Raw genomic sequence first — 25,701 nt, forward strand, 5'->3', positions numbered from 1 at the left:
TCCGAAGAATGGGATTACAGCAGCGTTAACTGTGAGACGATTGAATAGTCTCCTATGCGCACGTCTCCGCTCTCAGCGGTCGCCGTCGCCGCCCTCCTGATCTTCGCGGGCTGTGCTGGGCTTCCAGGTGGAGGGGACACGCCCTCGCCGAACGTGTCTCCCGACGAATTCCCGAACGCGTCGGCCATCGATCAGTCGGTGTTCGAGGGCCATGCGACCGCGATGGGAAACACGAATTTTACGCTCACAACCGTCAGAAACCGGACGGACCGCATTCTCCACACGTCCGAGGAGGACTTCAAGCACATGAACAGCTCGAGTCGGCTCCTCGCCGAGCCCGGCGACTCACAGTACCTCCTCCACACCACCGACTCCGTTACGGGGAACGGGAGCACGTACTCGAACGGAAACTGGCGGTACAGGCTGTCCGAGGACGACCGCACGACGGTGCGGACCCTCTCCCCCGTGTCGGTGTTCAACGAATCGAGTGACCGATATCTCTGGCGGGGGTTGTTCAGTAACGACACCGGGATGCAGCTCGATCACGCCGCGATCGACGCCACCTTCGAGCGCAAAGGCGTCGAGACCTTCCGAGGCGTCCCGGTGATGCGCTACGAGGCCACCGGCGTCGACGCGCTCGCCGACTCGTGGGCGGGCGGCGAGAATACGAGTTCGTGGTACGAGGACTTCTCGTCGACGCTCCTGCTCGACGAAAACGGCGTCATCCGCCACTACGAGTACGAGTTCGTCTGGTCGGAGTACAACACCCGGAGGGTCGCGCAGTCGTACACTCTCTCCGACGTCGGAAGCACCGACGTCGAGAAACCGGACTGGGCAGTGAACGCGACGGCCGACTCGTAACCTGTCGGTCGACACCCGATTTACTGGTTGTCGACGCTCACGTCGGCAGGCCGAGCGTCGGTCACTGCGACGTCGAATTCGCCGACTTCGCCGTCACCGAGGTGCCACGTCGCGTCGGCCGGCGCATCCGCGCGTACGACGTCGCTGGTGAAGTTCGACACCCACGTCAGGCCGCCCCGGCGCTGGAGGCGGACGCCGTCGGGGAGCGGTCCGGTAGTGGGGACGCCTGCGTCTTCGAGGAAGTCCCCGATGACGGCGTTGGCGAGCGGCTCCTCGGGCCAGACGCCGAGGTAGGTGACCGCGCCGTCGCCACGTTCGTTGCGAGTGATGGCTGCGGTTCCCGCTGCGGGACCGGTCTCGTGGGTCGCGACGACCGCGGCCGAATCCGCGTCGAGCCACTCGCCCCACGTCCGGAAGGCGTAGGTCTCGCCGCGGTACTCGATCTCGGGTTCGGCGTCGCCGCGGTAGCCCTCGTACTGCTCGACCGTCGCGCCGACCACGTCGCCGAGCGGGCCGGGCAGCGTCGGGCGGAGCCGGTTGTGTTCGTTCTTGACGCCCGAGCGGACGGTCACGAGTACCTCGCCGCCGTCCCGTGCGAAGGCGTCGAGGCTGTCGGCGAGGTCCTCGTCGGCGAGGTAGAGCGTCGGACCGACGACGGCGTCGTAGCCGTCGAGGTCGGCGTCGGTCGGGAGCACGTCGACGGCGACGCCGTGGCGGCGCAGCGCCGCGTAGTAGGTCAGCAGGTGGTCCCAGTAGTCGAAATCGACCGACGCGGGTTCGATGTCCAGCGCCCAGATGTTCTCGTAGTCGTGAAGCAGGGCGACGCGGGCGTCGTTGTCGGTCCCGCCGTCGAGCAGGTCCGATAGCTCGTCCAGTTCCTCGGCCGCGCGCGCGGCGTCGTGGTACCCGCGGTCGGGTGACCCGTCCTGATTCCGGAGGCCGGCGTGGTACTGCTCCTGACCCATGTCGCAGCGCTGCCAGCGGAAATAGGAGACCGTCTCGGCGCCGTAGGCGCTGGCGTAGTGCGCCCAGAGCGCCATCGCGCCCTCGCCGGGCTGAGTCGGGTGCGGCGGCCAGTTGACGCCGCCGGGCTGTTGCTCCATCACCCAGAACTCGCCGTCGGCGGCGTCGCGGTAGATGGCGTGGTCGATGCCGACGACATCGGGGTCGCCGGCGCGGAGGGAGTCGGGTGAGGCGTCTTCGCCGTGAGCGTGCTGGACGTGGCCCGTCGGGTAGGAGTCCCACGAGAGGAAGTCCAGGTCCTCGCCGAGGTCGTAGGCGTCGTACGCGCCGAACAGCGACATGTCGTTGTGGGTGACGAACCAGTCGTCGTCCGCCGCGCGGAGGATCTCGACCTGCTCGCGGTTGAACTCGACGACGCTGTCGCTACAGAAGCGGTAGTAGTCGAGCAGGCGCGCGGGGTGGTGGCCGGCGGGCGTCGACCGCGGCGGGTCGACCTCGTGGAAGCCGGTGTACTCCTGGCTCCAGAAGGCGTTACCCCACGACTCGTTGAGGTCGTCGATATCGTCGTAGCGCTCGCGGAGCCACTCGCGGAAGGCGGTTGCGCAGTCGTCGCAGTAACAGCGCGTCGTCCCGTGGCAGCCGTACTCGTTGTCGGTCTGCCAGCCGGCGACGGCGTCGTGGCCGGCGAAGCGCTCGGCCATGCGCTCGACGATGCGCGCACTCTCCCGGCGGTACACCGGCGAGTTGAAACAGTACTGGCGGCGGCTGCCGAACCCCTGCGTCGTCCCGTCCCGGGTCTCCCGCAGGATGCTCGGGTGTTCGTCGCTCAACCACTTGGGCGGGGTGGCGGTCGGCGTACAGAGGACCGCCTTCATGCCGTGCTCGCCGATCAGATCGACGGCTTCCTCCAGCCAGTCCAGGTCGTAGACGCCCGGTTCGGGCTCGTAGCGCGACCACGCAAACTCGCCCATGCGGACGTATTCGAGGCCAGCTTCAGCCATCTGCTCGACCTGCGCTTCCCACTGCTCCCGGGGCCAGTGCTCCGGGAAGTAACAGACGCCGACGTTCATGGCATGCGGGGTCGGAGGGAACGGGCAAAACAGTTCCCCTCGTCCGCAACAGTCAACCGGCCGCTCTCCGTGGTCGGGGGCAACACGTGAGTGACGAATCCGCCTCCAGCCTCGACGAACTGTCCCCCGAAGCCATCGCAGCCGCGGTGCCCGAGCGACCGGACGCCGACGACCCCGTCCACGCCGTCGGTATCGGCCCGGGGAACCCCGAGTATCTCACCGGGCGCGGCGAGCGTGCGATCCGCGAAGCCGACGCCGTCGTCGGCTTCGAGACGGTGGTCGACTACGTCCGCGACCTGACCGAGGGGGAGACCCTCGCCTGCGGCTACGACGATCAGGAGGAGACTCTGAGTACCTTCGCCGACCGAGTCGCCGACGGCGCCGCGGGGACGGCGGTCCTGATGGGTGACCCCAACTTCTCGGGCTACCAGCTCCTCGGTCACGTCGAGGCCGCGGTCGGCCGGCCGGTCCGCGTCGTCCCCGGCATCTCCTCGCTCCAGATCGCCGCGAGCCGCGCTCGCACGCCCATGGAGGAGTCGACGTTCGTGACCCTTCACAAACGGGGCGACCTCGCCGCCGACCGCGAACGGCTCCGCGCCGACGCCGGCGACCGTCACCTGCTCGTCCTGCCGCGCCCTTACGACGTGATGCCCGGCGACATCGCCGCCGACCTGCTCGACGCCGGCGCCTCGGGATCGCTCACGGCGCTGGTCTACGAGCGGCTGACCCACGACGACGAGGCCGTCACGGAAACCACGCTGGACGAACTGGCAACTCACGCCGGCGGGACCGGTCCGGAGGAGTCGCCCTTTTCCGATCTCTCCGTGCTGGTCGTGCGCGCCGATACCGACGTTCCGGAGGGGGCGAGACCGTGAAGGGGTTCGTCCTCGGCGGCACGAGTTCGGGCGTCGGCAAGACGGTGGCGACGCTGGCCGTGATCCGGGCGTTAGAGCGTGAGGGTATCACCGTCCAACCGGCCAAGGCCGGCCCCGACTTCATCGACCCGAGCCACCACGAACGAGTCGCCGGCCGCCCGTCGCGGACGCTCGACCGCTGGCTCCAGGGCGAGGACGGCCTCCGCCGCAACTACCACCGCGGCGCGGGCGTGGACGGATTGGATCCGTCCACTCGGGGGACGCGGTCCCCCGCTATCTGCGTCGTCGAGGGCGTGATGGGCCTGTACGACGGCGACGGCTCCAGCACGGCGATGGTCGCCGAGGCGCTCGACCTCCCGGTCGTCCTCGTCGTCGACGCCAGCGCCGGGATGGAGAGCGTCGCCGCGGCGGCGCTGGGATTCCGGGAGTACGCCGAGACTGCCGGCCGCGATATCGACGTGGCCGGCGTCGTCGCCCAGCGCGCCCACGGAGGCCGCCACGCCGAGGGCATCCGCAGCGCGCTCCCCGACGACATGACCTACTTCGGTCGGATCCCGCCGCGGGACGACCTGGAAATCCCGGATCGGCACCTCGGTCTCCACATGGGGAGCGAGTCGCCGCTCGACGACGAGGCGCTCGACGCCGCCGCTGACCACCTCCGGACCGACCAGTTCCGCGAGGTCGTCCGGACGCCGCCAGAACCGGGGTCGACGGGCGTTGATCACGAGACGACAGGTGAGTCCGCCGGCGCCGACGAGCCACGCATCGCCGTCGCACGAGACGAGGCGTTCTGTTTCGTCTACCCGGCGACGCTGGAGCGCCTCGACGAGCGGGCCGAGGTGGTCACGTTCGAACCGGCGGACGGCGACGATCTTCCCGACTGCGACGGGGTGTATCTCCCCGGCGGCTATCCCGAGCGACACGCCGCCGCTCTGGCCGAGGGGCCGGCGCTCGACTCGCTGGCCGACCGCGCCGCCGACGGCCTGCCCGTTCTCGGGGAGTGCGGCGGGTTGATGGCGCTGTCCGAGTCGCTGACGACTACCGACGGCGAGACGTTCGAGATGGCGGGGGTCCTCCCCGCCGAACTACAGATGCACGACCGCTATCAGGCGCTCGACCACGTCGAACTGCGGGCGCGGGAAGATACGCTCACCGCCGCGGCCAGCGAGCGACGCCGCGGCCACGAGTTCCACTACTCTTCCGCCGAGACCGCATCGGACGCCCGCTTCGCCTTCGACGTCGAGCGGGGCGACGGCATCGCCGACGGCCGCGACGGTCTCACCGAGTACCGGACGGTCGGCACCTACTGTCACTGCCATCCCGAGAGCGGCGCGTTCGATACGTTTCTGGAGACGGTGCGTTCGAGATAGCTACCCCGTCCAGACCACCCCGAACGGGCAGGCATTGCCCGGACGTTGTCGGGGAGCCGTCGAACAGGGAGCCCGGACCGCCTGTCGGCGATCAACTCCTCGGATCCCTCCCATCGATCGTTCCCGGGATGGGCCGCTGACCGGTAGTAACAGTCACCTTTTCACGTCGACAGCCGTTTTCCCCGACGTGACGCGCTCTGAGCGCGGATCGCTCCAGGGTCGGGATCGACCCCGACTCGAATTTTTGTATCCCGGCATGTGGTTTATCGGGGACTGGATCGGGATCTCGATACTGCTGCATTGCGGCGCGAACGGCGGTCAGCGGGCTGCTTCCGTCCCTGGTGGTCAGAACCGGTCGTTCTCGCGATTCCGAGGTCGAATCGGTCCAGTAGACGAACCGATCCCGGTCGATGGCCCGATCTCAGTCGATGAACCGATCCGCCGGGGAGGGGATCGACCCCCGGGACACCAACGCCCGGATCACGATGACGGCAGTTTCCGAGCGCTCGCGAGCCCTCCGTGTCCACACTCGGCGAGCAGGTGGGTATTCGCTGTCGAGACTCGGGCGGCTGCCCGCTCGATCCAGCGGTGGGGACACCCCGTCGATCTCGCTGAGCAGCAGCGGCGTTGAGACTTCAGGTCGTCCACCCGAGCGGTGAAGTCCGTCCACTGTTCCACTTTCGTGACTTCCGCGTCCAGAAGCGCCGGACCGCTTCGTCCGCGCGCCGTTTGGCTGCTTCCCAGATCGCGTCGTCTCACTCCCGGGTGATCGTCCGGATTGTAGACGCAGTCCCCCGGGGTTGCCGTCCTGATCTCCCGCCTTCGGCGCGTCGACGCGGTCGCCGCTTTGACGGAGACGGTCGTCACCGCAACTACGCCGTGAGTTCCCCGTTCGCTGGCTTTCGTCGGGATCGGTGCGGTCGATCACCACACGCCGACCTACCGACGGAACGACCGGGTCGTACCCGCGAGCTGATCCGCTGCCCATCGAGACGCTGGAGAGCGCGGGCGCCTCCAACTCCACAGGTGCAACGAACGTCGGTTTCGCCGGGGCGGCCAGCGAGCCGGTCGCCCCGGTTTCTCGCTGGGGGTCGTGGCCGACGAAATCTGGCGTGGGGACGCGGTAGTTGCACGAGTCCCGAACGCGATCCAGCTGCACTTTCCAGCGCCGACGATCTACCGTGGAGAGCACGAGCGGGTCCGGTCGCGGTCGCCCGCGACGCCGTGCAGCCGGTGGCCCTCGATGGCCGCGATCCGGTACGTCCGTTCGATTCTGTGGGCGTCCCAGCCGCTTCCCCGTTCGCCTCTCGCCGCGGTTCGAACCGCGCTGTCGACAGCGTTCTCCCTCGACGCAGATCTCTCGCGCCCAGTCAAGTGCTCTCGGCGGTTACACCCCCGATATCGGACTGTTCGAATGCTCTATCCAGACTACAGCTCGTTCACGTATGTGAGGGTTGCTTTCGCAATGAACCAGTATCCGCTATATCGAATCGTGGAGCGACCGGATCCACAAGTTCGGAAGGTAGAAACAGCAAACCACTAGTTCGCATACATTAAATCAGAGTAATAATCTCTGCCAGCGGGGTTAACTCAGTCTATATGTAGAGGTCAGTAGGGAGAGATGGGTCAGTAGTTGGTAATTGCTAAGATGGCCCTGACAACGTCATGTCAATACAGGATTGTTACTTCGTGGCGCGTCCCCGGAGGAGGAATCCTATGACGGCGTCCACCACAACGAGGAATATCAGAAGCCCACCAACCGCTACGGAGACCAAGCCGCCCCAGTAGACGCCACCGGATGGGTTCAGGCTCTCCATGACGGCCCACATAGAGACGAGGAGGCAGGGCACCGCGACGGCAGCGAGCACGATATCGGTGGAATCACGGGTGTATACCCCGCGCGCAAGTACCGTAAGTTCGAGAAGTACTGGGAGGACGACGAGGGGCAGCGAACCTATAGTGAGAATGTGAAGAGACTGCAATTGTGAAGGCGGAAATAGCACGGGTGATGATAACTTAATACTGTTGCTATTATTGTTTTTTTGGTGCCCCGACTTGCTAGTCTGAATGGGTTTAACATCGCAGGTACATGGTGAGCCTGAGTCAAAATGGAACCCAGAAAACCGCGCTACCAACTTGTGCTATTCAGAGATCAGTGTAAAGCCGCAGAGTGATACAGAGGGGTACTGTTTCGGAGGCCGTTCGGACGTTTAATTGGGAGATGTACTTGGTCCGCGCTTATTCCAAGCTTGAGAGAACCACGTTATGACGGCGGCGGCGATGATTGCCTGAATGTAGAGGAAGGTGTACAGGAGTACCCAGATACCCTCACCAGTCCGAATCAGGAACTCGTTGAAGAGGAAGGTATCAAAAAGCATCGTTGCGATAACTGCCGGAAACCCGGCGACAAGGGCTTCTCGCGGTAATAGGTTCCGTTCTGCCAGTGCGACCAACACGCCAGTCACTGCGAAGATCGAAAGCGTCAACCATCCGAAGAACAGTCTTGAGTATCCTTTGGAGAGTAGTATGGTTGACGATGGCATAGATATGATTTTGTTGTCGGCCAATAAATAGATATCGAATATCTGACCGATAGTTAACATGACATCGGAATCCCGGTCTTGTCTAACGAATTCCCCTCGCCACAGTCGGTAGAAATGCGTACCACTTTTTGCCTGAATGAGGTAGAGCCGTACATGAAGACCCTCGAATCCGCGTTCGAATGTGAGCGCGCCCTCGTATTTGGTGTTGGGGGGTGCGGAGACGTTGTCAGTACCATCCCTACGGCTCGGCTCCTCGAATCGCACGGTGTCGAAGTTCTGCTCGGTGGAGTCGCATGGGAACGCGTTGTCGTAGATCCCCAACCCGGCCCACGCCACTTCGACGAGATTGAGAACATCGACCAGCTCAACAATACCGTCGCGCTCGCAACCGAAGATACCCGAACTACCGATGGTATTGAGTTCGCTGAGACGAACGTGGCTCGCCACTACGATGAAGACGTCGTTCTCATCGACATCGGCGGCGGAGCCCGTGGGGTAGCTGCTGGCCTTAACGATGCTTGTGAGCAGCTTGATATCGACCTTGTCGTCGGTACGGACGCTGGCGGTGATGTCCTTGCTGCCGGGGACGAACCAGGCATCAAGAGTCCGTTGACCGATGCTGTCATGCTGTCGGTCCTCACGCATTTAGAGGTAGACGCTTGTCTCGGGATGTATGGATACGGGAGTGATGGTGAGCTCACGCTTGAGGAAGTCACTGGCGGGATCGCCCGCGCCGCTGAACACGATGGACTACTCGGTGCATGGGGACTGACGCCGCGGATCGTTGACGAACTCGGCGAACTGCTGGAAGTTGTGACGACGGAAGCAAGCCGGCTCCCGGTCGAGGTCGCACGCGGCAAACTCGGCGATGCCGTGATTCGGGATGGTGCTCGCTCGGTCGAACTCACGCCCGCGAGTACCGTCACGTTCTATCTCGACCCGGACGCCGTCGCAGCCACGTCCGACCTTGATGAGTACGTGACCGAGACGGAGAGTTTCGAAGCAGCCCAGGAAGCCCTGTCGCAAGCGGGGTACGAAACGGAGCTCGATCTGGAACGTCGTCTTGCAGCTGGAGAACAGGAATAATAGAGGACGAATGAAACGGTCTCAGTGGATTCTGTTGCTGGGGATTCTGGTTGTAGCATTAAGTCTCCCCCAGCCGTCGCATCGGTCTCTCCCGTGCTTGAGACAATTCGTGAGGACATCGGGTTATGTATACGGCCGTGAGTTCACTCACGACGATCCCAACGCTCTGCATGGGCATCTTCGCACTCACGATTCCGACAATCACCAACCGGATCGGTCGGGAACGAGGGGTGTTCTGGGGCGTCGTCCTTATCACTGGGGCAACGGCGGTCCGCGTTGGGAGTCAGCACGCTCTCGTGTTGTTTGGGAGTACCATCTTAGTGGGAATCGGGATCCATCTTAGTGGGAATCGGGATTGCTGTCACGCAGGCGCTTCACCCATCCCTTGTCACGGCATACTTCGATAATCGAGAGTCGTTTGCGACCGGGCTCTACACGGCAAGTTTAACCGTTGGAGCAGCGCTCGCCAGCGGAGTGACGGCACCGATGGGAAACTACTTCGAATCACGGCCGGCGGAGCTTGCTTCGTGGGCGCTCCCGGCTACTCTCGCTGTTCCCATCTGGTATTTCTGCTGGAAATGGGCGGCTCAACGTGACGCCGGTTCAAATACTGAGACTGACCGACCGCAACTTCCGTGGCGGAATACCTGGGCGGTCTTGCTAACCATCTTTTTCGGTGGGCCCTCAACAGTGTTCTTCTTCGTGCTAACTTGGCTGGCCCCGCGATACGTGGCGCTCGGCTGGAAAGCGAGTCAAGCAGGTCTCCTCTTATCGGTGTTTCTCCTCACTCAGATCGGTGGAGATCTCGCCGTCTCCGCAGTCGGCGACAGACTGACTGACCAGCGCCCGCTGTTCGGCATGATGCTGTTCTTGATCGTTGGTGGAGCGCTCGGGGTAGCACTTGCGCCAAGGTTCGCTCCATGGATCTGGGCAATAGCGCTCGGGATTGGTGCTGGAGGACTGTTCACGCTCGCGTTGACGTTGCCAGTAATGTACGCGGCCAGCCCGACGGCCACGGATGGCCTTACCTCTCTGATGCTCGGCGGCGGCTATCTCATCGCGGTACTCGGCCCATTCGTCGCAGGAATTCTTTGAGACACCACCGGCAGTTACAGTGTAGCCTTCGGCGGTCTAGTAGTACTCGGAATACTACTTCTGGGAATCTCACTGCTATTTGAGCCGGATCGAGAAACTGTGACTATGGAACCCGCAGTGCACACGATAGACGAAAGCATCTAGAGGTAATCATTGGTAGATTCTTCCCGCAGCTGAGGAGCAGTCTTAAAACATCGGGAATTCGGAAACACCACAGCTCCACTTTCCCCCGTTCGTTAGGAGAATGGGCCGATAATCCAGAGGAGCAGGGGTGAACGATTCGTCGTCGGCTCAGCAGTTCCGGAAATTCGGAAATTATACACTTCCATTTATTACCCCTGACCTCTGTGTCGACGCCGAATCATGATAACTGATGCACGAGTCCTCCAACAGGAATTCATCCCAAAGGAAGTCAAGCACAGGGATAACGAAGTGAACTACCTTTCCAGCATTCTCACTCCAGTCACAGACGGCAAAACCGTCGAACCGACCCTGCTCTGCGGACCATCCGGCGTCGGGAAATCCTGCATCGAACAGTTCCTAGTCGAAGAACTATGTCGCAATGTAGTTAACCTAAACACGCAGTACGTGAACTGCTGGGAAGACTACACAGGATTCAAAACACTGTACCAGCTACTGGACGGGATCGGTCAGTCATACGATATTCATCGACAGTCAACGCCCCGTGACTTGCTCGTGGACCGGCTTCTGGAGAAGGCCGAACGGTTTGTTGATCTCGATGAGGTCCTGTTCGACCGTGGGTTCTACAGTAACGACGTGTATGCGACCGTACACGACCGCGGTCTGATTTATACGTCGCCGGTGCCGAAGTACGAGGATGATTACGAGGTCATCGAGAATATCGAGGCGCATGAGACGGCTGATGCAGCTGTGAACCACGGCGTTCCGTTTGGTCACGATGGCGAGGTCCATCACCGTGCGGAGTTCATGTACGTCCCGAGTCGGAGCGATGATGCTGACGGAAAGTACGCTGTGTTCGTGACGAATCGGGATCGTGTTGAGCATGACGAGATTAAGAGCGTGTGTAACGGATACCGACGAAGGTGAGATATAGAGGACCAGTATAAATCCGTGAAGGATTTCCTGCCGAAGACATCCTCGAAGGATTACCGAGTTCGTCTCTGTAACTTTGTTCTCGCGTCCTTGATTTACAACCTCTGGCGATTGACGGACTACCTGATCAAGGTGGCGCTGGACGGGGATATCCGCTCACCGCCAGTGTTGACGGCGAAGACGTTTGTGCGGGCGCTCGGTGAGTTCCTGCGCGATATCGGGTAGCCGCGAATTCTCGTAGCTGGGTTCGAAGATCGTGAGTGACATCGCTAAGCAGCAGTACATTTTTTCACTATTTCGCATCAGGTAACGTACTCATCTGGTTTCGAGTCGCAGCCGTAAATTGATTTCAGGATTTTCTTCAAGGTATAGAAGCCAGTCATCTCTTGTGTCGTTTGTAGGCTTATAACCGCGCCAAGAATGTGCGGATCGAGTTGGGTGTCTGCGGCGTCGGGACCCGATGACGAAAGCAGCCGCTCGGCGGGTGAGAAGGAGAGAAAACGGTCGGTTGCTATTCGTCGTCGTCGAGGCCGCTGCCCCAGTCGAGCGCGTCGGCCCGTTTCCCGCCGCCTGGGCCGCCGCCACCACTGCCACCACCGCCAAACCGCTTGACGAGCGCCCCGAGGGCGACCGCTGCGGTCACTGCACCGGCGCCGGCGTACGGGAGCCACTCGCCGGAGATGTCGCCGAGCGGACCGCCCCCGTCGCCGCCCTGGCCGGTCGACGTAGTCGGGGTCGCAGTCGTCGTCGGCGTTCCGGTCGGTGTGGCCGTTCCGCCGGTTCCACCGACTGCGTCCGTCTCTCCGGCCGTCGTCGTAGCCGTCGGGGTGGGTGTCGGGTTCTGGTTCGGCGTCGCGGTCGGCGTCGGTGTCGGATTTCCGGCGTTCCCAGACGTATCCGTGGGCGTCTCTGTGGGCGTCGTCCCCGGGGGCGTCTCGGTCGGAGTCGACGTATCCTCGGGTGTCTCCGTCGGGGTGGCCGTGGGCGTGTTGTCGGGCGTCGCCGTCGGGGTCGGCGTCTGGACCGCCCCCGGCGGGTCGAGTGAAGCGACCTCCGCGCTGGCGACGTAGACCGAGTCGTTACCGAACGCCGCCGTCGATCGGAGCGGCGCAGCGGTGTTGTAGGACCACCGCTGGGCGCCGTCCGACGCGTCGAATGCGTAGAGGCTCTCGTCTTCGCTTCCGACGGTGACGAGATCGCCCGCGATACCGGGTTTCGCACGGATCGCCTCGCCTGCGTCGGCGGTCCATTGCTGGTTGCCCTCGAGGTCGTAGGCGTGGAGCGTCCCATCGACGGTCCCGGCGTAGACCGTGTCGCCGGCGACCGACGGTGCGGCCCTGACGGCTGCGCCGAGGTCGACCGACCAGCGCTTTTCGCCGTTCCGCGCGGCGACTGCGTACAGTTGCCCGTTCCTGTCGCCGACGTAGAGCGTGTCGCTGGTGGCTTCGGGCTCCGTAACGGTACTGCTCGCCCGGAACCCCCACAGTTCGTCGCCAGTTGACGCCTCGAACGCCGAGACGACGCCGCTGGGCGAACTCGCGAAGACGCGGTTACCGCCAACCGTCGGTCGTCCGCCGCCGCTGTCGACGCGGCCCGTCCACTGTCGACTCCCGTCGCTCGGATCGAGCGCGTAGAGTCGCCCCCCTTTGTCGAGAGCGATCACGAACTCGCCCCAGCGGATCGGATCCGCGGGGACGGGGTCGTCGGTCTCGACGACCCACGACTCGTCCCCATCGGCCGCCGAGAGGCCACGTACGGTACCGTCTGCGCCACCGAGGTAGACGCCATCGGCGTCGGCGGCAGGGCCGGTCAGCCCCGTGTCGGCCTCGTATCGCCAGAGCTCCTCGCCTTCTGTCGGCGAGAGGGCGTAACAGGTCTCCGCGGCGTCGGCGACGTAGAACGCGTCGTCGGTCAGCGCCGGCGACCCCGAGGCGGTCGCCTCGGTCTCGTACGTCCACTGGGTCGTGACCGCGTCGAACGTATCGCGCGTGATCTCGGTCTGTGAGCCTTGCTCCAGCCCGACCGAGAGACCGCCGATCACGGCGACCAGTCCGTCGACGACCGACAGGTGCGGTTCGTTGACCGGGAGTTCCGCACGCCAGGTCTCCTCGCCCGTGGACCGGGACAGCGCCACGACGCCGTCGTCGTTCGTCGCGACGTAAACGGCGTTGTCGGTGACGACGGGCTTCCGGATCGGCGCCGCGCCGAGGTCGGCCGTCCACCGCTCGTTCCCGCCGGTCCTGTTCAGCGCGTAGACCGTCCCGTCGCCCGTCGGCACGAACACCGTATTCGACGTGACGCTCGGGCCACCGACGACGGCGGCCTCGAGGTCGACTCGCCAGCGGACGCGGCCGTCGGTCTTGTCGAGCGCGTAGACGGTCCCGCCGGTGTCGCCGATGTAGACGACGTCGCCTCTGACGACGGGTGTTACGTCTTCTGTCGGCGCGTCGGCGCTGAACTCCCAGCGGCTGTTTCCGCTCTGGTGGTCGTGCGCGTAGACGGTGCCGTCGACGGCGGCGACGAACACGCGGCGGCCCCCCCGAGCCGGTGCCGCCTCGACGGTGTCCCCGGCGTCCAGCGTCCAGCGCTCGCTGCCGGCGTCTCGGCCGAGCGAGTACACCGTTCCGGCGTCGGTACCGACGAGAACGCGGTCCTCGCTCACCGTCACCGGCGCCGAGACGGCGCCGTCGAGTTCGGTCCGCCAGTACTCCCGTTGGGACCCGGTCCTGATGGCAAGGACGGCTTCGCCGTCGTCCATGAACGCGGTTCCATTAGCGATGGCTGCTGCCGACGGGTCGTCGTTCGACGAGTCGGTCCTATAGCGCCACTTCGTCTCGCCCGTCGACGGGTCCAGCGCGTAGAGGCTGCCGTCACCGCTACGAACGTAGGCGTTCGTCCCGTCGAAAGTCGGTTCTCCAGTCGCGTCGATCGCCCGGTCCCACCCGATCGAGATACCTGTGTTCGGCGCACGCGCGCTACTGTAGCCCGTGTTCGCGGCGTCGAACGCGTGCATCGGCCACTCCCGGGAGGAAGCGGCGGTTTCGCGAGTGGAGAGCGGGTCCCGGTCACCGGCGGCCGACGAGACCAGCGCCGGTCCGGCCGCGCCAGTCGCGGCCAGTCCGGCCAGGAATCGCCGTCGCGTCGGATCGGGGCGTGTAGTTTCCGTGTGCGGGGTCGTGTCTTCCATCCAGCGGCCCTCTGCCGAGTGGTCGACCCGGGCCGCCAAATATCTTGTCGAACCGACGGGTCACGCGCCGTCGCCGCCCGCGTCGTCTCCGCCCGGCCCGGACTCCCGCAGTCCGAGCGCAGTGAGGCCGCCGATCCCGGCCAGCGCGGCCCAGAACGGGAGCGCTCCGTTACCGCTTGTAGTGGCCGCCTCGTCGCCGCTATCGCCCGTCTCCGGCGTCGCGGTGGCTGTGGGCGTTGCCGTCGGCGTCGGACTCGCTGTTGGCGTGGCTCTCGGAGTTTGCGTCGGCGTCTCCGTCGGCGTTTCGGCCGGTGTGGCTGTCGGGGTCTCAGTCGGGGTCGGAGCCGGCGTCTCGGCCGGCGTAGCCGTGGACGTCTCGGCCGGCGTGGAAGTCGGCGTCCCCGTAGGCGTCGGACTCGGCGTGGGCGTCTCGGTCGTGATCGTCGTCTGGTTTCCCTGATCGATCGCGGTGAGACCCTCCCCGACCGCATAGACTGACTTCGAGACGGTGAGGGCGGGCGCCTCGACCGACAACTGGGCGCGCCACAGCTCGTCGCCGTAGCGGTCGAATCCGACGACAGTCCCCGTCTCCGTGGTGACGAAGATCCCGTTGTCGGCGACGGCCGGCGGAGCGGTCACCGCCTCGCCGACCTCCGCCTGCCAGAGCTCTTCGCCGCTCTGGTCGCGCACGGCGTACAGCGCCCCCGCATCCGTGGCAGCGTAGACCCGCCGACTCTTGAACGCCGGCGTCCCCGCGATCGCTCCGTCGACGTCCAGCGTCCAGCGCTCGTTGCCGTTCCGCGAATCCAGGCCGTAGAGGGTCCCGGCGTCGGTCCCGACGTACAGGAAGTTGCCGTCGATAGCGATCGAGCCCCGGACATCGTCGCCAAGGTCTTTCGACCACCGCTCGCGACCCGTCTGGTAATCGAGCCCGTAGACCACACCGGACTCGGATACCGCGTAGGTCGTCTCGGTCGCCGAAGCCACGGCCACGGCCGACGAGAACCTCCGGTCTCCGGCGTCGAACTCCCAGTTTTTCTTCCTCCGAACCGGGTCGAACTCGTAGACGTACCCGGCGTCGGTGGCCACGTACAGTTCGGTGTCGCTGACGGCGGTGGACAGGGCGGGCGCGGCGGTCGCACCGCCCTCGACATCGAACGACCACGGCTCCGCTGGGTCCCCGAGGTCCATCGCGTGGACGGTTCCGCCCTCGGTGCCGACGAAGACCTCCCGGTCGTAGATTGCCGGACAACCGCCGATCGGAGCGTCGGTCTCGAAGGTCCACTGCTCCTCACCCTCGTCCACGCCGACGGCCACGATCCCGTCGCTCGTCCCGAAGACGAGCCGGCCGTCCTTCAGCGCGGCCCCCGTCGTCGCGGTGTGATCGGCGCGCCAGCCGATATCGATGCCGTCTGCAGGTCCTCGGTCGTTCGTCGTACTGCGGTTGGTGGCGTTCTGCCCGAACATCGGCCATTCGGTGTGCGTCGTGGCGGCCGCTGCCCCGCCGGCACCGGCGGCCTTACTTCCGTCGGTGTCGATCCCCGAGGTGCTGGACCCAGCCGCCACGTCACCGACGAATCCAGCACCTACGAGACCTCCAGCGAGCGCGCCCATGAATCGTCGCCTGTCTGTGCTCGGATCGGTCTCGACCGCTGCGGCGTCGGCCGTCGCGTCCCCGTTCAGTCCGTCCGTTCTGTCCGCTGTCTGCCCGCGCGTGCCCTGTGCCCGTTCCATACGCGGGACAACTGTCGAGTCTCGGGAAATAACTTTCCGTTGGTACCTGTGCGGGGCGGGCCGGTGGCGGTCGGATACGCGCCGTCGAGTCCGTCGCCGCCCTCGGCCTCGGCGATCGCCCGATCGATTCGACAAAGCCGTCCAGCACCTCGTTGTCGATGACGACTTCGTGGCCTGTGCGTACTCGCTCCGGAACGGATCGTCGACTGCCCGCTCAGCGGACTCGTGGATAGTGTCGTCACTCTCGGTGGCTAGGCGGCACACGCAGTCGATCGGCTACCGGACGCTACGATCCACCGATTACGACCGTTCGCGGTGCGTTCGCCTCTGTCCGGCGCATGGGGAATACGGGTCGACAACAGCTGTTTCACTAACACAAGAGAATTGGTTTCCCGCCGAGCCGGAGCGGTCACATCGCCGAGCGAAGCCAGCGAAGACACCTCGCCGGGGAAAAGGCGGAGGCCTGGCGGTCTCAGAATTCGTCGACGGGCTCGGGGACAACGCCCGCTTCGTCCTCGCCGCCGGCCAGATCGTACTCCTCGCGGAGCCTGTGGATCCGGTCGCGGATGTCGGCGGCGAGTTCGAACTCGAGGTTGTCGGCGGCCTCCTCCATGCGGTCCTGGAGGCGCTCGATAGCGCGGGCGGCCTCCTCGTCGTCGTCGGGGTCGAGCGACGAGGTGCCCTCGGTCTCGGTCTTCGAGCCGGGGAGCGAGGACTCGCCGATCTCCTTCTCGATGGTGGTCGGTTCGAATCCGTGCTCCTCGTTGTACTCCTCCTGGATGCGGCGGCGGCGGTTGGTCTCCGCGATGGCTGACTCCATGGCATCGCTGGGGTCGTCGGCGTAGAGGACGACCTCGCCGTTGACGTTGCGGGCGGCGCGGCCCATCGTCTGGACGAGCGTCGTCTCCGAGCGGAGGAACCCTTCCTGGTCGGCGTCGAGGATGGCGACCAGCGAGACCTCGGGGATGTCCAGCCCCTCGCGGAGCAGGTTGATGCCGACGAGGACGTCGATCTCGCCGAGGCGGAGCGAGCGGATGAGTTCGTGGCGTTCGAGCGTGTCGGTCTCGTCGTGCATGTACTCGACGGCGACGCCGGCCTCTTCGAGATACTCGGTGAGGTCCTCGGCCATCCGCTTGGTGAGCGTGGTGACGAGGACGCGCTCGTCGCGCTCGACGCGGTCGTCGATCCGGTCCATGAGGTCGTCTATCTGCCCCTCGGCGGGCGAGACCTCGACCGCGGGGTCGACGAGGTGGGTGGGGCGGACGATCTGTTCGACGATCTGGTCGCTGTGTTCGCGCTCGTAGTCGGCGGGCGTCGCGCTCACGTAGAGGGTCTTGTCGGTCTTCTCCTCGAACTCCTCGAAGGTGAGCGGGCGGTTGTCGTAGGCGGTGGGCAGGCGGAACCCGTTGTCGATCAGCGACTCCTTGCGGGAGCGGTCGCCGGCGAACTGGCCCTTGATCTGCGGGATGGTCTGGTGGGACTCGTCGATGACCGTGAGGAAGTCGTCGGGGAAGTAGTCCATGAGGGTGTACGGCGGATCGCCGGAGTCCCGTTCCGACAGGTGGACGGAGTAGTTCTCGATTCCCGAGCAGTAGCCGGTCTCGCGCATCATCTCCAGGTCGAAGGTGGTCCGCTCGTCGATGCGCTGGGCGGCGACGTGGTCGCCGTTTCGCTCGAAGTACCGGACCCGTTCCTCCTTCAGGTCCTCGATCTCCGCGATCGCGCGCTGGAGGCGCTGTTCCGGGATCGAGTAGTGCTCCGCCGGGTGGATGAGGACCGCAGGCTCGGTGGATTTCACCTCGCCTTCCAGCGGGTCGACCTTCAGCATCCGGTCGATCTCCTCGCCCCAGAACTCGACGCGGACGGCGTAGCGGCCGTACATCGGGAAGATCTCCAGGGTGTCGCCCCGCACCCGGAAAGTGCCCTGCGTGAAGTCGACGTCGTTGCGCTCGTAGTTCAGGTCGACGAGCCGCGAGAGCACCTCGTCGCGGTCGATCTGTTGGCCGACCTCGAGTTCGAGGCTCATGTCGACGTAGTTCTGCGGGTCGCCGAGGCCGTAGATGGCCGAGACCGAGGCGACGACGATGACGTCATCGCGCGTCAGCAGCGAGCGGGTCGCGGAGTGGCGCAGCTTGTCGATCTCGTCGTTGATGGAGGCGTCTTTCTCGATGTACTTGTCCGTCTGTTCGACGTAGGCCTCCGGCTGGTAGTAGTCGTAATAGGAGACGAAGTACTCGACGGCGTTGTCGGGGAACAACTCGCGGAACTCCTCGTACAGCTGCGCCGCGAGCGTCTTGTTGTGGGCGATGACCAGCGTCGGCTTCTGGATCTCCTCGATCAGCCACGAGACGGTGTTGGTCTTGCCCGACCCGGTCACGCCGAGCAGGGTCTGCTCGTCCATGCCCCGCCGGTAGCCGTCGGCGAGTTGCCGGATCGCGTCGGGCTGGTCGCCCGCCGGTTCGAAGGGCGCGTCCACGCGGAAGTCGCTCTCCTCCTCCGGTCTGTCCGGGGACAGGGGACCCTCGGTGTCGCTCATTATCCGAGGGTAGGGCTGCAACGACTTGAGGGGTGTGTTTGCTCCGAGACGCTGCCGCGACGGCGTTCAATACGGGGGTGTCATCTATCGATGTAACGAGAAACCGAGGTGGCAAGGAGAAGACCCAGCGGAACCGCTACTCCAGCTACCAGTCCAAGTACAAGTCCACCACCAAGTGAACCCTGTTCGAGATAGCCGACTAAGCCGCCTAATACAGCCGCAATCACGGCATATCCTGCAACACGCCGACGGTTGAATGGTGTTATACCACTCACATTTGTTCCCCGAACTGGGACAATATACAATCTTCATGATGATATACTCGCAGACGAACTGAACACGATCGCCGCGACCGACAGCAGGTTCAACCGGCTCGCGCCCCTAGCGCGGCCGCGATGCACGTCTACTGTACCGACGGTACGGTTTTCGAGTGCGCACGATACGAAGTCAACGAGTACGGGCTCGTCCTCTACGGAACCGAGGAGCAGCGCGACCGCGAGCGCTACGAGACGGACGACCCCCAGCAGGTCGGGTTCGTGCCGCACGATCGGCTGTGGTACGTGCTACCTAAGGGCGTTACCCCGCAGGTCGGGCTGGCGCCGCCCCAGCAGGGTCAGCAGAACCAACAGAACCAGCACGGGGGTGTGGCCGCTCGGCCCCAGCCCACGCAGCCGCCGAAGTAGCGCGGCTGCGACCAGCTGACAGCCGGTGATTCAAGGCTGGAAGCCCTGCCGCTCGATCTCGCCGGCGAGGGGACCGGGGAGGTACTCGTTCTCGCCGGGGGTGATCCGGGGCGTGAGCCAACCGCCGTCGCAGTAGTGGTGAGGGTCGCCCTCGCAGGCGCCGGGCGCCTCGATGCGGCCGACGACGTTGTGGAGGAGTTCGTGGACGATCACGTGCCGCTCCGTCGCGGTAGAGGCCCCGGCGTCGACGACCGAGAAGCGACCGCCGACCTCGCCGTAGCCGACCTCGTCGGTGGCGAAGCGAGTCATCACGACGTGGTGGTAGCGGCCCGAGCGCGGGCCGAGGCGGTCCCGGTAGAGCCGCTCTTTGAGCGACCAGAAGTTGTCGCCGGTGTAGACGGCGGTTTCGTTGATGCGGCCGCCTTCTCGGACGTGCACGTCGATCCCCGTCTCGTTCGGCCGCCTGATCGGCATCTCGGCGAACGCGGCCTCGATCCGGTCGTAGAACTCGGGGGAGCGGGTCTGGACGCCGCTGGCGTAGTCGACCTGCACGTAGACGTCCATCGCCAGCGGGTCGCTGTCCGGGAGTTTCGCGCCGTCGGCCGTCCGATTGCGGTACTCCCAGCCGTCGAGGAGCCTGTCACCGTCGGTGTCGGGGTCGATCGGGTCCGTCCCGAGTCTGATCTCGCGCCAGTCGCGGAGGCCGTCGTCGTCGGTGTCGGTGTCGAACGGGTCGGTCCCCAGTTCGAGTTCGCGCTCGTCGGTCAGCCCGTCGCCGTCGGCGTCGATCGCCGTCGGGCTCGTCCCGCGCTCGATCTCCTTCCCGTCGGAGACGCCGTCGCCGTCCGTGTCGGGGTCGAGCGGATCGGTGCCGAGGGACTGCTCGCGACCGTCTTCGAGGCCGTCGCCGTCCGTGTCGGGATCGAACGGATCCGTGCCCATCTCCTGCTCCTGGGGGTCGGTGAGGCCGTCGCCGTCGGAATCGAGCGGCGGGTCGGTCCCGTTCACCTCGCCAGGCGGACTGGGGGTGGGCTCGGTCTCGCTCGCCGGGGTTGCTGTCGCCGCAGGACGCTCCCCGGTGGCGGGCCCGGAGCCGTTCGTGGTCGACTTGGATACGAAGGCGAACTCGTCGAGTTTGTCGAGAAGCGGGTCGCTATTGGCCCCCTCTGCGGTCGGGGTGGTCTCGTCTGCCGACCCGTTCGGCGGTGCGGTGGCGTGGCCGCGGGCGTCTACGGTCTTCGCTCCCAGTGCCCCGACGCCCGCGACGATGACGATCCCCAGCACCGCCAGTGCCAGGACCCGTCGCACACGCTCCCTGTGAGTGCCCGCCGTGAAAACAGTTGCTCATCCGACGAGTGTGGGCGCCGAGCGCTGGCGCTAACAGACCGGCTTCGGATTGACGCCGAGCGACTCCAGCGTCTCGAAGTACGCCTCGTAGTCGGCCTCGATCGCGGCGACCGCGGCGTCGACCGCTCGCTCCCAGTCGGCCTCGTCGTCGCAGACCGCTTCCAGCAGGTCCCCCGCCGACTCGACGGAGTCGTCGAAGTCGTCGCCGAACGAACGGAACGTGCTCGCGGTCCGCGGACTGGCCTGCCCGACGAAAAAGCCGACGACCTGGTCGACGTTGTTCCCGGCGGCGAGCGCCCAGCCGACGAACGCGCCGAGGCGGTCGATGGTGCCTTCGACCCCGGCGAGATGCCCCTGAACGGCCGGCTCCTCGCCCGGTTCGTAGTCGCCGTGCTCGTCGGCGGCGGCGTCGGCGCGGTCGCGCTCGGTCTCGGCCGCGTCGGCGAACAGTTCGGCGACGTCCCCGTCCTCCTCGTCGGCCCACGCGTCGAAGCGCTCTGCCGCGTAGTGTGCGCGGTCGGCGGCCGCTCGCAGGACGGCCTCCTCGTCCATCTCGCCCTCGGTGTCGGCGTACAGCGCTTTCGAGGAGCCGAGCCGCGAGAGCGGCGTCGCCGCCTCGTCGCGGACCGTCTCGGCGAACTCCTGTGAATCCATGTCCGGAGGGTCGGACGGCCGCGGCTTGTAACCATCGTCTCGGCGGCTGCCGTGGCGAACGGCCGAAAAGGACCAAAAAGGAGGGACGTTCAGAACGTAGACCGGTAGTCCGCTACGACGGGACCGACCTTCTTCGCCACGCGCTTGCCCGCGATGCCCGAGAGGACCGAGCAGGCGATGTACCACGCGGTCCAGACCTGAATCGGGCCGACGAGGCGGGCCGTCCAGACGACGCGACCGGCGAGCGGGAGCACCTGCGCCGCCGGGGTGATCGCCGCCGCGGGGTTGACGGTGAGCCACGTGATCCACAGGAAGACGGGGATCGTGACCAGCATCCCGTACACCATCGGTCGGATCATCTGTTTCATCGCGCCGAGTTGCTCGGCGAGTAGCTCCTGCTGGCGCGAGCGCAGCCGTTCGACGGCCTCGTCGTCGCCGCGCTCGCGGGCGGCCTCCAGCCGCTCCTCGACGGTGTTCATCCGCGCTTTGAGCTCCGCCTGCGGGTCACCGTCGGTCAGCCGCTTCCGAAGCGTCGTCGAGACGACGGTGCTCGCGACGGCCAGCAGCGTGATGGTCGCGCCGAACGGCAAGGCCGCTTCGACCGGCCCGAGCAGGAGGTGGGCGGTGCTGCCGACGGCGTCGCGCGCCATCGGCACCTGATAGCTGGCCATCAGACAGAGGGCGGCGACGCCGGCCAGCTTGTCGGTCGTCGACCATCCTGCGGATTCCTCGGTCTCGCCGGCGTCGTCGGCGACCGCCTCGGAGGGGTCGCGGTCACTGACGGCGGCCCGGACGGCGTCGGGGTCTTCAATGACGAATCCACCTTCCGTCGCGACGACGACCTCGCGTTCGAGGAGTCGGCCCCACTGTTCGGCCGGGACGGCGTCGCTCACGTCCACCCACGCGACGGTGCCGTCGCCCGATTCGGCGCGGTCGAGGACGACTGCAGCGGCGTCCCCGAGCACGTCGTCGGATTCGAGCACTTCGCGAAGCGTATCGTCCATACCGGATGGTGTCAGCGGCGAACCATGAATCTTCTCGTCGGCGGTCACGTCGCGACGTCGGGCGTCGCATGCGTCGTCAGGACGTGCGCCCCGACGAGAACGCAGACGGCGACGACGATGAGCAACCCCTCGCGGACGGTCGGGAGCAGCCCGAGCGAGACGATGAGTGTCGTCGCGCAGGCCGGCGGGTGAACGGCGTCGAACGCGAGCATCCCGGCGCTCGTGAGCGAGAGCGCGAGGACGCCGCTGGCGACGAGGGCCGCGAGGGCCGGCGACTGGGGAGGGAGGTCGGCCGTGACGACGACACCGGACCCAAGCAGTCGGTACGCCCCGAGTCCGGCGACGACGCCGATAGCGTGTCCGGCGACGACCTGCACGAGCCGGTCACGGGAGCGCGTCCGCTGGGTCGCCAGCAGGTACGCCGTCGGCCCGAGGCTCGGGAACACGAACGGCGTCCCCGTGAGCCAGGCGACGAGGCCCGTCACCGAAAGCAGGGCGCCCGCGTGCAGCGACGTCTGGACGGCGTGACGGTCCACGTCTCCGAGTCCGGGTCGTCGGCCAAGAGGATGACGTTTCGTGGACGTTCGATCAGTTCCGGGCCGACAACGGGGCCTGCCGCGCGCTCGTTATCGCCGATTGAACTGGGGCGCGGGGAGTTATTACGGCGTGTACGAACGGCCCTGCATGGACGAACTCGCGACGCTGCGGGCACCGGTCGGGCGACTCCGCCGACTCGTCGGGGAGACGGCGGTCGCGCCGGGGCCCGACTCGGCCCGCTATCGGGTCGCGCGACTCTCGGTCACCCGCGACGGACTCGAAGCCACGACGCCGACCGGCGGCGACGGACCGGCCTTCGAGGCCCGCTACGACCCGGGCTACTTCTCGTCGTTCGATGCGCCGGACGGGGTCGTACTGGCTGGTCTGGGGACCGAAGCGACGCTGCGCTGGCTGGAGTGGTTCGACGGCGGCGAGGTCACCGTCCGGCTGCTCGGCGAAGACGGGCTCGTGCGTGCCATCGAACTCGACGACGGGACCGACATCGTCGAAGTCGGCCCGCTTCCCAGTGACGTGGTCGATCACGACCTGTCCGCGGGCCGCCCGTCGGCGTTCACCGACGGCGTGTTCGCGCCCGACGGGGAGCCGGCGCCGACGCGCGTCGAGACCGACGCCGAGACGCTGGCGCGACTCGCCGCAGCCGCCGACATCGTCGGCGACGACGGACTCCCGGTCGTCGTCTCGGACGGCGAGTTCCGTCTCTCGGTGGTCGGCGAGGAGATGCGCGGCCGCGGCACGCTCGAGGCGACCGTCTCCGGCCCCGACTGCGAGAACCGGTACGGCCCCGACCTCGCCGCCCTCGCGCGCATCCTCTCGGGGCCTGTGGAACTGCAGGTCGTCCCCGACGGTTCCGTCGCGGTCGTCGCCGACCACCCGAACGCCACGCGTCGCTACGTGGTTTCGCAGTCGGTGTGAACCGCAGCGCAGTCGCTCACAGTCTCGCGCGTCGAAAAAACGTCGGGTTCGAACGGCTTACTCGCCCTTCTCTGCGAGAAGGGGACTGACGATTCGAGCGCGACGAGACGCGCTCTGTGGCCTCACTCGCCCTTCTCGATCGGGGCGCCCACGAGGTTGCCCCACTCCGTCCAGGAGCCGTCGTAGTTGATGGCGTCGTCGTAGCCCAGCAGCTCGTGCAGGGCGAACCAGGCGACCGACGAGCGCTCGCCGATGCGGCAGTAGGCGACGGTCGTCTCGTCGCCGTCGATGCCCTCCTCGGCGTAGAGTTCCTCGATCTCGTCGGCGTCCTTGAAGGTGCCGTCGTCGTTGGTGACGGCCGCCCACGAGATGTTGCTGGCGCCCGGGACGTGACCGCCGCGCTGGGCGGTCTCCTGCAGGCCCGGCGGCGCGAGGACCTCGCCGGAGAACTCCTCGGGCGAGCGGACGTCGACGAGCGGCAGGCCCTTCTCGACGGCGTTCTCGACGTCGTCGCGGTAGGCGCGGATGGACTCGCGCGGACCCGAAGCGTTGTACTCGACCTCGGAGAACTCGGGGACCTCGTCCGTGAGGGAGTAGTCGTTCTCGACCCAGTAGTCGCGGCCGCCGTCGAGGAGCTTCACGTCGTCGTGGCCGTAGTACTTGAACTGCCAGTAGGTGTAGGCCGCGAACCAGTTGGCGTTGTCACCGTAGAGGACGACCGTGGTGTCCTCGGTGATGCCGGCCGACCCCAGCAGGGCCTCGAAGTCCTCCTTCTCGAGGATGTCGCGCTCGACCTGGTCCTGCAGGTCGGTCTCCCAGTTCCAGCCGACGGCGCCGGGCGCGTGGCTCTCGTCGTACAGCTCCGTGTCCACGTCGACCTCGACCAGTCGGTAGTCGGGGTCGTCGCTCTCGAAGTCGTCGAGATGCTCTTCCACCCACTCCGCCGAGACGAGTACGTCTTTGGCGTAGTCGCTCATGATTCACGGAACCGTAAGTCTACCAGCTATATACACCTAGGACTGGCGGCATGTCCCGCCACTTCACGACCATAGCGGAAATTGTTGCCGAAAGTACGCGTGACTATAGTTCTCACGGTCTCTCGATAGCGCTCGCGATCGGGCGCCGGGACCGACGGACGGCTGCGACGTGGGGGCCTCCGGGAGGTGCAGGTCGGGGTTTATGTCGGCAGTGGTGATCGGTCGTTACGGACATACTTGCCACTACCTCCGAGCGGCGCGGACAGACATCTTCAAGCGGCTCCTCCCCGGACATCGGGACATGAGCGAGATCGTCGTCCCGGCCGACTGGGTGGCCGACCGACTCGACGAGGTCCGGATCGTCGACGTGCGCGACGCCTGGGAGTTCGACGGCATCGGGCACGTCCCCGGCGCGGTCAACGTCCCGTTCGACGCGTTCCGCGCCGACGCCCACGCCGCCGAAGACGGAGCGGAGGAGGAAGGGGCCGACGCCGATCAGGGGATGCTCCCCGGCGCGGCCGTCTTCGCCGACCTGCTGAGCGAAGCTGGCATTACCCCCGAAGACCGCATCGTCGCCTACGACGACACTCACGGCGTGTTCGCCGCCCGGTTCCTCGTGACCGCCGAACTCTACGGCCACGACCCCGAGCGCCTGCACCTGCTCGACGGCGACTTCTCCGCGTGGCGCCTCGACCGCGAGACGACCAGCGAGGTCGACGAGTTCGAACGCTCGGAGTACACCGTCGACTCGCCCGCGGAGACGCCGCTCGTCGGCATGGAGGAGGTCGCCGCGGCCACTGAAAGCGACGACACCGTCGTCGTCGACACCCGCGAGGACTGGGAGTACGAGGAGGGACATATCCCCGGCGCCGTCCGGCTGGACTGGCGCGAACTCGTCGACGACGAGACCCGCGGGCTCAAGCCCCGCGAGGAGATCGAAGCGATCCTCGACGAGCGAGGGGTCGTCCCCGAGAAGCGCGTGGTCCTGTACTGCAACACCGCCCGGCGCATCAGCCACACCTACACCGTTCTCAGACACCTCGGGTACCCCGACCTGGCGTTTTACGAGGGGAGCCTCACCGAATGGAAGGCCGCCGGTCGCGAACTGGAAACGACCGAGTGAGCGGTCGCTGTCGGTCTCTGTTCGTCCCTGAAGACCGATCTCGTCCCCG

The 25,701-nt window shown here is 66.0% G+C and carries 19 protein-coding genes and 1 pseudogene; 9 read left to right on the plus strand and 11 right to left on the minus strand.

Annotated features, from left to right (window positions below; genetic code table 11):
- Window positions 1-54: 54 nt before the first annotated feature.
- Complete coding sequence (locus AB2U09_RS20225; protein ID WP_459194553.1) at window positions 55-861, plus strand: DUF7537 family lipoprotein; 807 nt, start codon at window positions 55-57, stop codon at window positions 859-861.
- Between the two features lie 20 nt (window positions 862-881).
- Here the strand turns inward: AB2U09_RS20225 and AB2U09_RS20230 are convergent, their stop codons facing one another.
- Window positions 882-2,894, minus strand: coding sequence for a beta-galactosidase (locus AB2U09_RS20230; RefSeq protein WP_459194554.1), 2,013 nt, complete (start codon window positions 2,892-2,894; stop codon window positions 882-884).
- 86 nt (window positions 2,895-2,980) lie between these two features.
- Between AB2U09_RS20230 and AB2U09_RS20235 the strand changes: the two genes are divergently transcribed.
- Window positions 2,981-3,769 (plus strand): cobalt-precorrin-7 (C(5))-methyltransferase, encoded by a 789-nt coding sequence (locus AB2U09_RS20235; RefSeq protein WP_459194555.1) that lies wholly within the window; start codon window positions 2,981-2,983, stop codon window positions 3,767-3,769.
- Complete coding sequence (locus AB2U09_RS20240; RefSeq protein ID WP_459194556.1) at window positions 3,766-5,139, plus strand: cobyrinic acid a,c-diamide synthase; 1,374 nt, start codon at window positions 3,766-3,768, stop codon at window positions 5,137-5,139. Before AB2U09_RS20235 ends, AB2U09_RS20240 begins: the two co-directional genes overlap by 4 nt.
- 1,682 nt (window positions 5,140-6,821) lie before the next feature.
- On the opposite strand, the gene AB2U09_RS20245 is transcribed toward AB2U09_RS20240, so the two are convergent.
- Window positions 6,822-7,007: a hypothetical protein gene (locus AB2U09_RS20245; protein WP_459194557.1), complete on the minus strand. Its 186-nt coding sequence runs from the start codon at window positions 7,005-7,007 to the stop codon at window positions 6,822-6,824.
- A gap of 342 nt (window positions 7,008-7,349) precedes the next feature.
- Complete coding sequence (locus AB2U09_RS20250; protein ID WP_459194558.1) at window positions 7,350-7,682, minus strand: hypothetical protein; 333 nt, start codon at window positions 7,680-7,682, stop codon at window positions 7,350-7,352.
- 153 nt (window positions 7,683-7,835) lie between these two features.
- Here AB2U09_RS20250 and AB2U09_RS20255 point away from each other — a divergent pair, with 153 nt between their 5' ends.
- The 3 genes and pseudogenes from AB2U09_RS20255 to AB2U09_RS20265 all read left to right on the plus strand — a co-directional run.
- Window positions 7,836-8,768: a DUF1152 domain-containing protein gene (locus tag AB2U09_RS20255; RefSeq protein ID WP_459194559.1), complete on the plus strand. Its 933-nt coding sequence runs from the start codon at window positions 7,836-7,838 to the stop codon at window positions 8,766-8,768.
- A 342-nt stretch (window positions 8,769-9,110) separates the two neighbouring features.
- A complete protein-coding gene (locus tag AB2U09_RS20260; protein ID WP_459194560.1) occupies window positions 9,111-9,863 on the plus strand; it encodes an MFS transporter in 753 nt (250 codons plus the stop codon).
- A 672-nt stretch (window positions 9,864-10,535) separates the two neighbouring features.
- Window positions 10,536-11,162, plus strand: a pseudogene (locus tag AB2U09_RS20265) (transposase); the annotation flags it as partial.
- Between the two features lie 286 nt (window positions 11,163-11,448).
- Here the strand turns inward: AB2U09_RS20265 and AB2U09_RS20270 are convergent.
- The 3 genes from AB2U09_RS20270 to uvrB all read right to left on the minus strand — a co-directional run bounded on the left by AB2U09_RS20270 (window position 11,449) and on the right by uvrB (window position 18,394).
- Entirely contained in the window at window positions 11,449-14,124 is a 2,676-nt protein-coding gene (locus tag AB2U09_RS20270; RefSeq protein WP_459194561.1) for an outer membrane protein assembly factor BamB family protein, read from the minus strand.
- A 60-nt stretch (window positions 14,125-14,184) separates the two neighbouring features.
- Entirely contained in the window at window positions 14,185-15,858 is a 1,674-nt protein-coding gene (locus AB2U09_RS20275) for an outer membrane protein assembly factor BamB family protein (RefSeq protein WP_459194562.1), read from the minus strand.
- 472 nt (window positions 15,859-16,330) lie between these two features.
- Complete coding sequence (gene uvrB, locus AB2U09_RS20280; protein WP_459194563.1) at window positions 16,331-18,394, minus strand: excinuclease ABC subunit UvrB; 2,064 nt, start codon at window positions 18,392-18,394, stop codon at window positions 16,331-16,333.
- 395 nt (window positions 18,395-18,789) lie between these two features.
- Between uvrB and AB2U09_RS20285 the strand changes: the two genes are divergently transcribed.
- On the plus strand, window positions 18,790-19,077 hold the full coding sequence (locus AB2U09_RS20285) for a hypothetical protein (protein WP_459194564.1): 288 nt from the start codon (window positions 18,790-18,792) through the stop codon (window positions 19,075-19,077).
- 30 nt (window positions 19,078-19,107) lie between these two features.
- On the opposite strand, the gene AB2U09_RS20290 is transcribed toward AB2U09_RS20285, so the two are convergent.
- The 4 genes from AB2U09_RS20290 to AB2U09_RS20305 form a co-directional block, all read right to left on the minus strand.
- The gene (locus tag AB2U09_RS20290; protein WP_459194565.1) at window positions 19,108-20,385 is read right to left on the minus strand and encodes a hypothetical protein; all 1,278 of its coding nucleotides are present in this window, start codon (window positions 20,383-20,385) and stop codon (window positions 19,108-19,110) included.
- Window positions 20,386-20,454: 69 nt separating this feature from the next.
- A complete protein-coding gene (locus tag AB2U09_RS20295) occupies window positions 20,455-21,078 on the minus strand; it encodes a rubrerythrin family protein (RefSeq protein ID WP_459194566.1) in 624 nt (207 codons plus the stop codon).
- A gap of 89 nt (window positions 21,079-21,167) precedes the next feature.
- Window positions 21,168-22,082 carry a DUF106 domain-containing protein gene (locus AB2U09_RS20300; protein WP_459194567.1) on the minus strand — a complete coding sequence of 305 codons (915 nt, stop codon included), beginning with the start codon at window positions 22,080-22,082 and terminating at the stop codon, window positions 21,168-21,170.
- A gap of 44 nt (window positions 22,083-22,126) precedes the next feature.
- Window positions 22,127-22,618, minus strand: coding sequence for an HPP family protein (locus AB2U09_RS20305; protein WP_459194568.1), 492 nt, complete (start codon window positions 22,616-22,618; stop codon window positions 22,127-22,129).
- 148 nt (window positions 22,619-22,766) lie between these two features.
- On the opposite strand from AB2U09_RS20305, the gene AB2U09_RS20310 reads away from it, so the two are divergent.
- Window positions 22,767-23,552, plus strand: coding sequence for a hypothetical protein (locus AB2U09_RS20310; RefSeq protein ID WP_459194569.1), 786 nt, complete (start codon window positions 22,767-22,769; stop codon window positions 23,550-23,552).
- Between the two features lie 122 nt (window positions 23,553-23,674).
- On the opposite strand, the gene AB2U09_RS20315 is transcribed toward AB2U09_RS20310, so the two are convergent.
- Window positions 23,675-24,529 (minus strand): sulfurtransferase, encoded by an 855-nt coding sequence (locus tag AB2U09_RS20315; RefSeq protein WP_459194570.1) that lies wholly within the window; start codon window positions 24,527-24,529, stop codon window positions 23,675-23,677.
- A 301-nt stretch (window positions 24,530-24,830) separates the two neighbouring features.
- Between AB2U09_RS20315 and AB2U09_RS20320 the strand changes: the two genes are divergently transcribed.
- The gene (locus tag AB2U09_RS20320) at window positions 24,831-25,652 is read left to right on the plus strand and encodes a sulfurtransferase (RefSeq protein ID WP_459194571.1); all 822 of its coding nucleotides are present in this window, start codon (window positions 24,831-24,833) and stop codon (window positions 25,650-25,652) included.
- Window positions 25,653-25,701 lie beyond the last annotated feature (49 nt).

The sequence above is a fragment of the Halosimplex yunnanense genome, from assembly GCF_054504345.1.

What these genes read in the sequence shown, in the direction of transcription:
- AB2U09_RS20285 (WP_459194564.1), top strand. Translation starts at nt 18,790, where the DNA reads ATGCACGTCTACTGTACCGACGGTACGGTTTTCGAGTGCGCACGATAC.
- AB2U09_RS20270 (WP_459194561.1), bottom strand. Translation starts at nt 14,124, where the DNA reads ATGGAAGACACGACCCCGCACACGGAAACTACACGCCCCGATCCGACG.
- AB2U09_RS20230 (WP_459194554.1), bottom strand. Translation starts at nt 2,894, where the DNA reads ATGAACGTCGGCGTCTGTTACTTCCCGGAGCACTGGCCCCGGGAGCAG.
- AB2U09_RS20295 (WP_459194566.1), bottom strand. Translation starts at nt 21,078, where the DNA reads ATGGATTCACAGGAGTTCGCCGAGACGGTCCGCGACGAGGCGGCGACG.
- AB2U09_RS20315 (WP_459194570.1), bottom strand. Translation starts at nt 24,529, where the DNA reads ATGAGCGACTACGCCAAAGACGTACTCGTCTCGGCGGAGTGGGTGGAA.
- AB2U09_RS20310 (WP_459194569.1), top strand. Translation starts at nt 22,767, where the DNA reads ATGGACGAACTCGCGACGCTGCGGGCACCGGTCGGGCGACTCCGCCGA.
- AB2U09_RS20300 (WP_459194567.1), bottom strand. Translation starts at nt 22,082, where the DNA reads ATGGACGATACGCTTCGCGAAGTGCTCGAATCCGACGACGTGCTCGGG.
- AB2U09_RS20275 (WP_459194562.1), bottom strand. Translation starts at nt 15,858, where the DNA reads ATGGAACGGGCACAGGGCACGCGCGGGCAGACAGCGGACAGAACGGAC.
- AB2U09_RS20225 (WP_459194553.1), top strand. Translation starts at nt 55, where the DNA reads ATGCGCACGTCTCCGCTCTCAGCGGTCGCCGTCGCCGCCCTCCTGATC.
- AB2U09_RS20320 (WP_459194571.1), top strand. Translation starts at nt 24,831, where the DNA reads ATGAGCGAGATCGTCGTCCCGGCCGACTGGGTGGCCGACCGACTCGAC.
- AB2U09_RS20255 (WP_459194559.1), top strand. Translation starts at nt 7,836, where the DNA reads ATGAAGACCCTCGAATCCGCGTTCGAATGTGAGCGCGCCCTCGTATTT.
- AB2U09_RS20250 (WP_459194558.1), bottom strand. Translation starts at nt 7,682, where the DNA reads ATGCCATCGTCAACCATACTACTCTCCAAAGGATACTCAAGACTGTTC.
- uvrB (WP_459194563.1), bottom strand. Translation starts at nt 18,394, where the DNA reads ATGAGCGACACCGAGGGTCCCCTGTCCCCGGACAGACCGGAGGAGGAG.